The sequence below is a fragment of the Flavobacterium procerum genome (assembly GCF_042431625.1).
GTDB lineage: Bacteria > Bacteroidota > Bacteroidia > Flavobacteriales > Flavobacteriaceae > Flavobacterium > Flavobacterium procerum.
The window spans coordinates 70379-82352 of the sequence record NZ_JBHLYW010000033.1; the positions used below are offsets into that span (position 1 = coordinate 70379).

At 31.6% G+C, this 11974-nt stretch carries 9 protein-coding genes; all 9 read right to left on the minus strand.

Annotated elements, in window-relative coordinates; translation table 11 throughout:
- Window positions 1–215 precede the first annotated feature (215 nt).
- A complete protein-coding gene (locus tag ACFFLS_RS26040) occupies window positions 216–1364 on the minus strand; it encodes an SH3 domain-containing protein (RefSeq protein ID WP_379682422.1) in 1149 nt (382 codons plus the stop codon).
- Window positions 1364–5626 carry a hypothetical protein gene (locus tag ACFFLS_RS26045; protein ID WP_379682423.1) on the minus strand — a complete coding sequence of 1421 codons (4263 nt, stop codon included), beginning with the start codon at window positions 5624–5626 and terminating at the stop codon, window positions 1364–1366. The genes ACFFLS_RS26040 and ACFFLS_RS26045 overlap by 1 nt, the downstream gene beginning before the upstream one ends.
- Before the next feature lies 1 nt (window position 5627).
- Window positions 5628–6422: a hypothetical protein gene (locus ACFFLS_RS26050; protein ID WP_379682424.1), complete on the minus strand. Its 795-nt coding sequence runs from the start codon at window positions 6420–6422 to the stop codon at window positions 5628–5630.
- 388 nt (window positions 6423–6810) lie between these two features.
- Entirely contained in the window at window positions 6811–7272 is a 462-nt protein-coding gene (locus tag ACFFLS_RS26055) for a hypothetical protein (protein ID WP_379682425.1), read from the minus strand.
- A 65-nt stretch (window positions 7273–7337) separates the two neighbouring features.
- Window positions 7338–7817: a hypothetical protein gene (locus ACFFLS_RS26060; protein ID WP_379682426.1), complete on the minus strand. Its 480-nt coding sequence runs from the start codon at window positions 7815–7817 to the stop codon at window positions 7338–7340.
- A 117-nt stretch (window positions 7818–7934) separates the two neighbouring features.
- Window positions 7935–8459: a hypothetical protein gene (locus ACFFLS_RS26065; RefSeq protein WP_379682427.1), complete on the minus strand. Its 525-nt coding sequence runs from the start codon at window positions 8457–8459 to the stop codon at window positions 7935–7937.
- On the minus strand, window positions 8456–9781 hold the full coding sequence (locus ACFFLS_RS26070; protein ID WP_379682428.1) for a DUF6402 family protein: 1326 nt from the start codon (window positions 9779–9781) through the stop codon (window positions 8456–8458). Before ACFFLS_RS26070 ends, ACFFLS_RS26065 begins: the two co-directional genes overlap by 4 nt.
- A 1-nt stretch (window position 9782) precedes the next feature.
- Window positions 9783–11624, minus strand: a complete 1842-nt coding sequence (locus ACFFLS_RS26075) for a type VI secretion system Vgr family protein (protein WP_379682429.1) — start codon at window positions 11622–11624, stop codon at window positions 9783–9785.
- 218 nt (window positions 11625–11842) lie between these two features.
- On the minus strand, window positions 11843–11968 hold the full coding sequence (tssD, locus tag ACFFLS_RS26080; protein ID WP_379689740.1) for a type VI secretion system tube protein TssD: 126 nt from the start codon (window positions 11966–11968) through the stop codon (window positions 11843–11845).
- Between the last annotated feature and the right edge of the window lie 6 nt (window positions 11969–11974).

Below are 11974 nucleotides of genomic sequence, written 5' to 3' on the forward strand. Positions count from 1 at the left end.
ATTAGGCAAATTATAGAAATTATTAAGTTTTTTTCTTTTCTAGATTTCTATATAATTCAAACGCTTCTTATCAAATCAGTTTTAATACTTTTCTCAATGTCCCATAGCCATTCATTACTGCGAAGAATAAACCAAGAAGTATTTCTTTTTTCCAAATACTTTATTCTTCTTGTTAAATTTCTAATCTAATAACAGACCTAATCTAAAAACAATTTTCAATTTTTAGATGCATCAATTTTCAATTTGTTTTTGTGTATATAGCCAATATTTTCTTTTAAAGTTCTTACTCGATACCAATCTCCTACATTCTCTATTCCATAAACTTTTTCTCCAGTTTTAACTTTTTCTAATATCTTAGATGAAGAATTTTTTTCTTCTCTTAAATTAACATACCCATCTGCATCTACAACAATATAATTAGGCACGTCTCTAGAATCAACAGCTAAAAATATAACTGTTGCATAAGTCTTTAACTTTTCTAAACCATAATAATTGTTGTCTCTTAAACTTTTTAAATATTCTGGATGAGACTTAAAATAATCCTCAGCAGGCCCATAGACCCCAAAAGCACTAGTATATTCTCCATTTTCATCATACTCACAACTAATTTGAGCATCAAATATGTACGCCAATGCCTTATTACTTTCGTTGTATTCAAGTTTATACTTTGAAAAATCAGTTGTGCTAAAAGATCCCATAATGCCTGGATTTAGTTTTTGAATTTTTTTTAGCATTTCATATCTAAATGGTCCATGAGGAATAATATTCGGCTGGCCAGTATAGCCGAGTAGTAGTTCTTCCAGTCTTTTTATTTCGTCTCCTTTTATCCACTCAAATGCTTTTAATAAAAACTTTTCATTTCCAGTATATCCTGTTCCTGCAATATAAGTATATACATTACAATCTTGATCAAACTTTTCTAAATGCATTACCGCTGTAATTTGATCATATATAACCATATTGTTGTAATTAATAATGTGGTCAATGTATTTGTCATCTACTTTCGCATCTATATCTACTGGTAATAAGATATTCATATCTCTTACTACTAATGCTAATGTCTTATATTTACCGAAGTCTGGGTCATCATATTCTCCTTTTGTTATATCTATTCCTGAGACTTCCTCTATTCTTTTCCTAAAAAAATCTACTGAAGGTATTTTATAACCTTTACTTTTTAATCCTTTAACTATATCTTCTCTCATTTTATATAAATCTTTGTATTGATAGTTTGGTTTTACACTATCCCTTAAACTGTTTTCAGGAGTGGGCGAACCAGCTTTAATATTGTTTTTATCTGTATGTTTTTCTTTATTGGCACATGAAAAACATAGTATAAGTACAAATAAAATTATTCTTTTCATTATTGTGTTTTTTGTTTGTTTTTAGATTTCTCTTTTCGTTCTTTAGGATCTCGCTCAACATCATAATATTGATAGACTTCATTAATATTATCTACTTCTTCGACATATACTTTGATTTTTTTATCTTTTAAACTTAGATATTTTTTTACTAAATTTTCTATATCCGCGTTGTATACCCTTAAACATCCATATGTAACCATTAATTCTCCCCGATCATTAATAAACTTACCATAATTAACTGTATGACCAGCATGAATGGCAATTCCAGTCCTACCGTTTTTAGTGGCCGTAAGCGCATCGCCCTCTAAGCCCGTCATTTTTATCAAACCATGATTACCATATCTTACATCCCCAGCATGAACCTTGTCATACCAAGTACTCCATAACCCATTAGGCGTAGCACCATTTCCTTCCGCTTTAAATTTATCTGATCCAGTCCCATTACCTAAAACATAACTACTAAATAATGTGCCTGAATCATCAAAAAATACTAATAATCCTTGATATTTTCTGTCTTTTGGCAGTATCACATTAATGTAGGCTGTTTTAGAATCTGCTTGATGTTTTTTATCATAGGTTTGATTTACAGCTATTTTCAGATTTAACCCAGGCTTGCATTCTTTTACTTTAAAAATTTCTACCGCTTTTTTAAAAAAACGCTGTCTCTCTTCAAGACCTTCTTTTTTAGAATTTATAATTTTTGTTACCAACTCAACATCATTATCAGTACTTCCATTAGTTACCGAGTTTATGTTTTTCCATCCCCAAAAAGCCAAGGCAGAAGTTATGGCATCTTTTGCATTGTTTTTTAATTTATATGGATTATCATTGTCCACCCATAAAACATCAGGTTCACTATCAATTTTCATTGATTTGTTGAAATATTTCTGTATATTCCTATAATTTTCTTTCCAAGTAATTTGTTTAAATCCTTTACCACTATACCGCCATCCATCATTATCGTTGGTATGTTCTTTTCCTAATGGATGAGTAGGACCATAGATCGCACTTGCGACTTCTTGTGCATTGCTCTGTTCAAGTGAGAGAGAAGATAATCTTCTTGCTTCCTCCTGTTGGTTTTCTAATGCCCCAAATGTTAAGAAATAAGATTCAAACAGTTTACGCATTCTTTCAGAATCTCTATACGTGAATTTTTCTTGCAAATCATAAAACTTTGTTTCTTGGCAAATCTGTGCTATAAAATGTGCCTTTCTTACACAAGTATTTATGCCAACTTTTTTACGATATTGATTTAAAAATGGTAAAGCGGCCGATATTATAGTCTCATTATTTATTAGGCATTTTTCAACTCCCTTGTTGTCTTTTTTGCCCACACAAATAGCTTTTATTTCTGCCAAGGTAATATCATTATCACAATTCGGACACAGTTTCTTATTATCTGCTTTTACCTCTGCCATTTCTAAATCTACCACTACAGGAACAGTACAATTTTCTATAGCTTCCTCAGTCAAAATACCTTTTTCAACTATCAAAGCTGTATTTTTAAAACAAATAACTTTTTTTCGTAAGGCAATTTTTTCATCTTTGGTAAAAGCTGTTTCATCTTGCTTTGTTGCGTTTATCCCTATAGATTTAAGATCAGGACTTCTTACCAAACTTGCATTAAGATGAGGCATTGCAGCCAATTGATCATCAACAAAAACATAAACCTCTTTTTTGTCATCATTTGGGTCTTTTACTTTTCGACTTACTTGTATGCTAAAACGTACAGGGTTTGCTTCTGCATCTGTCAAGTACTCTTTTTTTGTTTCAAAACTGAGTTCTAATAGTCCATCCTTACCTACTTTCTCTTTATATTCTTGAATACTTTGCAGCGCCGTTATGATACCGTCTTTTTCATCCATACAATCAGAATGTACCAAACTCATAACATCAACCTTTAGTTCCTCCTCCTGCATATTGACGGTATGCACCCATATTTTATGTTTTTTATCTTGATGTGTGAGCGTCTGTTGTACGCCTTTACCATCTTCTTTAGCAAAAAATATAGATTTTACTTTTTTCTCGTTGGTTACGGCAAGTTCTTCATTGCTCTCTAATACTTCAATATATTTTGTTCCTGCTACGGGTTTGCCATTTTTTATAGCCAGATTGTCAGGCAAGGTTATCGCCCCTTGGCTTCCGGTAGGCATTTCTATGGTAAAGATCAGACTCACGCTTGGGTTTGGTGTTTCTGTCGTTGCCGGTAACGCTTTTTCTATTTTTTCTTTATACTTATCATCTGTTGTTATTTTAAACGACCCAGTACCTTTGCTGTCAAGACTTATCTTTTTTTCTTCCAGCATATACTTCGCTGGTTCTGAGTAAAAAGATTCGCCTGCTCCTCTTACCCAGACTTTTATTGTAATGGACTGATTTTCTAATCCTCCAATTTCTACAAAGGCATGGGTTTCTTCCTTATAACCTGTCTCAGTACGTTTATAGCCCGTACCATATGCCCACAATGCACGTTTTAGTTCTGGGATAGCTACTTTTACTTTTGTTTTTGCCCTTGTATCAAGGGTTTGGTCTCCCGTAAGATAGGCCGCTATTTCAAACTCTCCTTCACCATTAAAAGTAATTGTGCCGTCATTATTATCCACTACATTAGCTGGTAATTCTAAATTTATTTTTTCATCCCTTGCCAGTGGCATAATACGGGCTGCTGCTTCAACTTTTACTTTAGCACCTTTAGGTACCGATTGTGTTAGCGTAACTTTGTCTACAGAGTTTTTTATCACCTCAAAGAAATAACTGTCTGATGCGTTAAACAAAGGGTTATTGGTTGGCTTACCATAACCTTCTATCACATATTTACCAAAGTAGTTGGTACCTCCTCCAGCATGAGAATACAGTATTTGATTGATGGGTTTATTGATGCTTTTTTCTTTTGACATAAGAGCACTCTCAAAAACGGGTAATCGTACGCCGTCTTTTTGCAAATACCATTGCATTTTGGTGCCATTTGCGGGAAGAAAATCAACATTAAATTTGCTTACTTCGACTTGCAGATTCTCATAATAACGCAGTAATGGTCGGCTAATTCCTCTTACCGTATTTACTCCTAAAGATTCTGCAACATTTAAGGTCGTAATGATTGGACTTGAATCATTGGGTGATGTATAGGCTTCAACTTGATAATCTCCGGGATTTTTGAAAGTAAAAACACCGAGCGAGCCCTTATTTGTCTCCACTTTAATTAGATTCGACTCATTACTGGTCTGACTGTTGAAAATTACGACTTTATTATAGGTTACTCTCCAACTGGCAATTGGAGACGCTTCGTAGACAGGACCAAGCCCCGATGGGTTCAATATTTTTTGTTTTTCTGCAATCGACGAGGCTTTAAACTTTAAAGTTAAAGGAATTGGTGTATTTTTTAATAGCTTTTTACCAGGAGCAGAAATACCTTCAATATGGTCTTTTACATACTCGATAAGTATTGCACATTTTTCATCTCCAGCTTTGTTTGCATAGGCCTCAATTCTATATAAACCTTCCTCCAAATCTTTAAAAATCTTTTCTAAGGTAAATTCAAAATTGGCTCCGATACCCACAAAAGTTTTTACCTTATCTTTAACGTCGCCTCCTTTAAACAGAGCCCATACTATCTTTGTTGGATCTCCCTTATAAGTGGCCTTTAAGTGAAGTTTTGGTTCTTCAGTAATCGGCATCATCAAAGGCCAAATATCTTTTTTTACTGCTTTCTCTATATAATAATATTTACCTGTTGGTTTTTCTGCTCGTGGCACAACAATGGTAATTTCAGAAACAGAATCTTGTTTAGTGGGATTTGCAGTTTCCCACTGAGCGGAAGTGTTTTCGACAGAAAAAGCATCTGCTTCTTTTACATCAATTGTGTTTACTGCTTTTTTTTGTCCGGTGGTTGCAAATTCAATGGTGCCTTTCTTGCCATAACCTTCGCAAGTGCCAGTTGATTTATCTATCAGTACTTTCATGCTTTTATCAAAACTTACGTTTTCATAAAAATCTTTGTATTTAATTTTGCATACTGCTTTGCAAGGAGCCTTTTTGTTATCGGGCGTAATGCACATTCCAAATCCATTTCCGTTATCAAAACTCTTTGCATCCTCATCAAAAATCGTAGCAATGGGTTTTTCTTGAGCAAAATACTTGTTCGATTTTAATTTTGCAGTCTGACTTTTTACTGCCAAGGGAACAGCAGTGCCCTTGTTTTTGTTAGTGTCAGAATTAGAGCAAAAACATTTAGCTCCTTCTACAATTATTTCTCCTTTTGCCATATTATTTAGAATTAGTTTCTCTATTTATATTCAAAAAAGTCTCTTCTTTATAATGAAATAAAGTGTCTGTTTTAATTTCAAAAACAGCACTTTTGTTTTTTATTTTTCTGTTAGAAGCATCTAATGTCGAAATTACTTTTACGTTTGCCTTACACTCATTTGGATTCGCTTTATTGTTTGTAATGAAATCTATGTTTTGGATACATTTTTCATCTAAAACTTCCTGTGATTCAAAACACAGCAACGATTTTCCGCTATCTGATGTAGTAAATTTTGTTTTTCCAACGCATTCTAAATTTCCAATAGTTTTTATATTCCAGTTAATTGTGGTGCTATTGGACTGCTGCTCATCATCGACTTCTGGATTAAAAAAAATCAAATTCCAAAAAGGCTCTTTAAACTTATTTTGGACAAAAGTCTTTTCATCGTATACATTTAGATTAAATCGGTCTAATATGTCTTGAGCGTTTTTGTTGTCATCATACTCTTCCATTAAAAGAGCAGTGTTCTCCTCCCACTTTTCAAGCCATTCTTTATATTCTATCAACTTAACAAATTTCCCTTCGCTTGTTGTCTGAATTTTGATTGGATAAGTAAGTTGGTCTAAACTTTCAAGAAATGTTAAATAGGTGTTTTCATGACTAGGCTTATTGATCACTTTTGTCTTGCTAACTTCGTATATATTAAAATTTGATTTTTTTTCTAAAACAAGAAATTCAACATTAAAAGAAGTTTGAATTTCTTTTAGATTATCGTTAACTGTCGTGTTTATTTTATGCGTTATTTCAAAAATCATTTTTTGAGTTTGTTTTTCTTAAGTGATTACCTATTTTATAAACATTCGACTATTTATAAAAATCCAGTTTTATTGTCTAATCTTAAACCCTAGTTATATTCTCTTTTTTATGACTTTTTCTATAGCTAGAAATAATAACCATCCAACTAATAAACCAACAGCGACACATAACAGAGATTCTACTATAAAAACTTTCCATGAAGAAACTTCAAAACCAATTTCATCATCTAAAGGTGCCGTATCAGAATAACTAATTATTGGTCCTATTAATGAATACAAAAAAACCGATTATTCCTCCTATTATTATTAATGTCTTTTTTATTTTCTCTTATTAAGTCAATTTACTTTTGAATAATAACTGAATCAATACTACTTATCCTCTTATTTTTTAATTGTTTTCAGTTTCATCCATCACAATTTTATTATCTTCATAAATAACAAAATTTGCACTTTTATTATCACGATATATCATAGCAAACAAGTATTCATCCATATTGTAAAACAAAGGATTGTCCCAATCACGAATTCCTCCTTCTTCAAAATTTGATGTATTGTTTCCTGCAAAAGAAGAATATTTCACTCTTGATGTATGAACATAAAAACAACATCTATACTCTTCATACTTTTGAATTGCATCATTTTTTAAAGTTGTTTTATAAAAAGCTTTAATCTTTTGCATAGCTTCTTTAATTGAAACTGATTCATGGTTATACACTTCAAAATAATCAACTTTAGATTTTGAGCCAGTGATAATTTCTACGTTAGCTATTTTATTTATTTCCATTTTATTTTTTGTATTTGAACATGAAATGATGGAAAATAAAAAAACAAAAACAATTATTTTCTTCATATCTAAAATTTTTCTTTAAACTTATAACTTATAGCTACCTTTGTAATTAGTGGTTTAAGACGTAATCATTCATTGTGTTTTTTATTAACAATTAAATTTCTGATAAAAAAATTAAACATTAAATTAAAAAGTAAAACTCCTAAAATGTATAGAATAATGTTCTTGTAATAAAAGAATCCTAGCGTTAAAAAAGAACATAAAAATGTAAATGAAATTATAAATAGAAAAAAATCAATAAAAAATAAACTAAGAGAATAATTTGTAATGAACTTATTAAAAAAGACACTTAAAAAAAGTTGCAAGATTATGTAAGGAACTATTTCTCCAATATATCCTAATTTTTCATTCAGATTGTAATTATTTGTATAGGAAATATATTCACTTTTAACTTCCTTATTCATTTTACTTATTTCCGAATCTTCAGACAAATCTGGCTTATTAAATTTTATTTGTAATGTTGGATATTTTAAACAAAGTTCAGGTTCATAGAATTCTTCACTTTTGTTTATTATTCCGATAAATAACCATGATACTAGTCCTATCATTATTAATAAGATTATTTTAAATTTTATCATGTTTTTTCTAAAATTTTTCTCCAACCATCTATTTTGCCATTGTAACCAACAACAAAATCAATTTTATTTTTGTCTAACGGTATTCATTTAGCTCATACTATATTTTTTTCTGAAAAAAAGGAATGTTACAACTATTGTCACCAATGTAAACATTACTATATCAACTAGATATACGACAATGAAATACCCAAAATAAAGAGCAAATAAATTGAAAAAATCAGTAAAATTAAACAAATTGGGTTCTTCTAGTAAAGTCTCAACAACAACTACAAAGTGTCCAAAAACAATTGTTAATACTAGTAAAAGAAATATTTTTTTGATACTTATTTTTTGATTTAACTTCAACCAATAAAAGCAAATGCAATAAAAAATAGATATAAAAAAGATAGCGATAACATACTGAATTAAGCAAGGAGTCAGAAAATTAGAGGCATATTCAAAACTTAGAATTTTATAATAATAAAATGTTTTGCTTCTTTCTTCAAAATCATCAGCTAAACAATCTGTTACATGAAATTTTTCATAAAACAAGATGAGAGTTAAGAAATTAGACAACAACAATAAAAAAGAAAATTGAAAAACATTTCGTTCACCTCTTTTGATTAATTTCATAATTCAAATTTGAAATTTGGTTTATAAATATAAATGTTTGAATATCTATAAAAATCTTCTCCTTTACCGCTATCTTTTCTATAATCTCTATAGGATTCATTATTAATATATCTGAAATTTCCTCCAGATAGAATATTTTTACTAGCCTTTTTATCTTTTAATGACCAATATCCTAAAGGCTGATCTCCCACATAATCAAATCCATCTCTGATATATACTCCTAATTCTGTAACTGTCACTTCCGTTCTAGCCAACTCTTTAAATTCCATCGTTCCTTTAGCAACAAACCTAATATTACAATTCGCAATTGATCCAAAAAAATCATCTAATGCACTAAATTTCGATTCTTTGTATGGAAAACTGGTAAAATAATATTTATCAAATAGAGGAATTTTAACATTAACACTTTTTGTCTTCTCATTCTTGAACTCTTCAGGCTGAATAACACTATCAACCAATTCTGCATTCGCAATATTACTAAGTCCAAAAGTTGTTATTGTTTTTTTAGAAGTAGGATATTCAGCGTAACCGTCTTTCACCATTTTACCAATTTCTTTTTTTAATGATTCTAATGAATTTGGATTTTTCCATTTATTTAAATTCTCATTATAATTCTGTTTAAATCTTTCAAAACTAAGAGCCCACCCCATAGTAAAATCACTTATTTTGGGAATACTTTCCCAAGGATAATTATTTTGTGCACCATTAAACCAATCTTCCTGAGATTTAAAAGCGTAATTCCATCCTAAACTCTTCATAATTTCAGGTATGTATATTACTGCGTGTACTTTGAGTTTTTCAGTATTATTTACATATTTTTCATCATCAATTTTTATCTCAAAAATATATTCCGATACATCATCCTCGTCTTCTATTGTATAATCATTGATTGTAAAAGTTATTGGACATAATTGTTGCAAATCATCATTTTGAATCGTATAACTAGTATCCCTTTTCAATTCTGTGTCCGAGACAGCATTATATTCCTTGTAAACAATATTAATTTTCTTTCCTTTTGCCTTTTTTAATAAATTGACACATACATATACTGTTTTGACAGAATATAATAAACATTTGATTTTTTTCCCATGCTTATCCGACCAATAAGCATTTTTAATAAAACTAGATTTCTCTTCTTTTATCTCTTCTTTTTTTTCTTCATAATCTCCAAACTTTTTACCTCCATCTTTTCCATAAAAAGTATTCTCTTTGGGAGATTTAAAATCTAATGCTCCTTTAGATGCATCTTTTGTAATTACTTCTGCTTCTTTATAAGATACACCAGATATGTTACGTATTATGTTTCCGCCTTCTCCTTCCATACTACTGCATTTTTACCTGTTTGCCGCTATTAATGTTTACCTCTTTAGCACTTTCAACATTTATAGCTTCTTTGGTACTTATGTAAGAACCAATTTCCATATTCTCAGTAATGCTCTTAGCTTTAGAATTTCTGCCTACCAAAGCAGTCTCAATAATGTTGCTTGCCGTCAGATTATAATCTTCACTTGCTATTTCGGTAATGCTTTCGCCAGCAACAATATTGATGTCTTTTTGTGAAGAAGCTACAATATTTTGTCCCGCAGACATGATTATATTCTCTCCGGCATTAAAGGTGATGTTTTTTGATGCGGTAACCTCAATATTTCCATTACCATCCATAAACCAAGTATTGCCTGATGGATCTTTCACCAAAATACTTGATTCGCCTTCATCAAAAGTGATTGTGCTTCCTGTACGAGTATAAATACTTTTGATGTTGTTTTGTGCTTGTCCGCCAATGCCCGTTTTACCGTTAAACAAACTACCAATTACAAATGGCCTATTAGGATCGTTATAGTGAAAACCCAGCATAACCTGATCGCCAACTTCGGGGATAAAAACCATTCCTCGGTTGGTACTGACCTCACCACTAGATCCTGCATCGGGTGTCATTACGCGTAACCAAGGTGTACGTTGTTGTTTGGCTCCTTGCCATAACATCTTTACACGTATTCTGCCTTGTCCTTTTGGATCCTCGTTTGCTATTACTTCTGCTTGCTGCATTTGGGCTATAGGCAAGTTGATGTTTGGTTCAGGCAGTTTGTGAATTTTGGCAGGCAAAGCTTTAAAGCTGTTTTCGTACTCCCCAATGTCATTTGCTTTGTGAGTTATTTCAGTAATTATATAAATCCCTACTTCGTTGGTTTCGTAGTTAATTTTATTAATATCTTGTCCGCTTGTAAATGCTGCTAATTTGTCTTTTGCCTGCATGGCATCTATGCTAATGCTCATACCTATTCGTAAGCTTTTGTTTCGACTGGTTGCAGTTACAAAATTAGATTCCGCTGCGGCGCTTTGCTGTCGGTTTTTCAGTATAGTCTGCAAATGGATGTCATCACTAGCTGCAATTCTTCCATATTCTAATGACGATGTAGCGTATAGTTTTTTGGAAGCAGATATAGCATCAGTTCCTAATTTTGGAAATCCCTCAATTTCTTCACCTGTATTGGCTTGATAAAGCCTATCTACGTCTTCATTATAACTAAAGGCTCCTAACTGATTCGGAATTGCCTGAACAGAAATATTTAGACTACTAAGATCCTTGTTATAAATCAATTTTGTAAATTCTGTACTCGCATTTGGCTTACCAAAAAAAAGTTTTTCTCCATCATAAAACAGCCATTCGTTGTACTGTTTGGCTAAACGTTGTATGAATTGAAAATCAGTTTCAAAGTATTGGGTCTGATATTCTAAATTGCCACCAAACTCAGGTTTAATATTGTTTTGCAATTGTTCGCCTGCTGCTGTTTTTATCACTTCTTCGATGATATCATGCAAACTGGCATCTTCCCAAGAAGTGAGTTTTGGTCCCGATTCTAAAAGTATGGTTTTAGAATAACCCGAAATAATAATCTGGCTTCCCACATGTCCTAATTCTTGGGCATATTGAATATTTGTTACTATTCCTAAAAAATTATTATTGTTTTGAAAGGCAATATGCAAAACCCCTCCCAACCATTTTTGAGCACTTTCCATAGTATAGGCTCTTGGCGTTTCGACCACAGAATGCGGCACACTGATTTTAAAATGGTGATGGTTATTAATGGTTTGATGTAGCTCGATAGTGGTGAAATGTGAGATTTCTTTTCTATCAATACCAAATATTATTTTAGGAATGACCATAATATGTTTAGTTATAGGTTTGATTTTTTTAAATTTTTAACTTAAATAGATCATTCTCTAAAGCGCTTCTCCCTAAGTAAGTTCTTTACATTCAATCGGTTTTAAGCTAAAAATATCCTGTTCTGAAAAGTAGAAACGATACAATTCAATATCTTTTTGGGGCAATGTGAAAAAAAACAAGAAGCGGCAGATTACCGCTTCTTGATTATGGAGACTAATTATATTTTAGCCCAATTGTTATCTAATGTTGCATTTCCTAATGAAATTTTCTCTGCAGAGAAAGTAATCTCTGTAGTCATCGGAGTTTCTGCCATAGCGTCTAACTGCTCGCTGAAGAATACAATAAAAGC

Bases quoted from the DNA above. Each gene is read 5' to 3' on its own strand.
- ACFFLS_RS26040 (WP_379682422.1), bottom strand. From the start codon at position 1,364: ATGAAAAGAATAATTTTATTTGTACTTATACTATGTTTTTCATGTGCC.
- ACFFLS_RS26045 (WP_379682423.1), bottom strand. From the start codon at position 5,626: ATGGCAAAAGGAGAAATAATTGTAGAAGGAGCTAAATGTTTTTGCTCT.
- ACFFLS_RS26050 (WP_379682424.1), bottom strand. From the start codon at position 6,422: ATGATTTTTGAAATAACGCATAAAATAAACACGACAGTTAACGATAAT.
- ACFFLS_RS26055 (WP_379682425.1), bottom strand. From the start codon at position 7,272: ATGAAGAAAATAATTGTTTTTGTTTTTTTATTTTCCATCATTTCATGT.
- ACFFLS_RS26060 (WP_379682426.1), bottom strand. From the start codon at position 7,817: ATGATAGGACTAGTATCATGGTTATTTATCGGAATAATAAACAAAAGT.
- ACFFLS_RS26065 (WP_379682427.1), bottom strand. From the start codon at position 8,459: ATGAAATTAATCAAAAGAGGTGAACGAAATGTTTTTCAATTTTCTTTT.
- ACFFLS_RS26070 (WP_379682428.1), bottom strand. From the start codon at position 9,781: ATGGAAGGAGAAGGCGGAAACATAATACGTAACATATCTGGTGTATCT.
- ACFFLS_RS26075 (WP_379682429.1), bottom strand. From the start codon at position 11,624: ATGGTCATTCCTAAAATAATATTTGGTATTGATAGAAAAGAAATCTCA.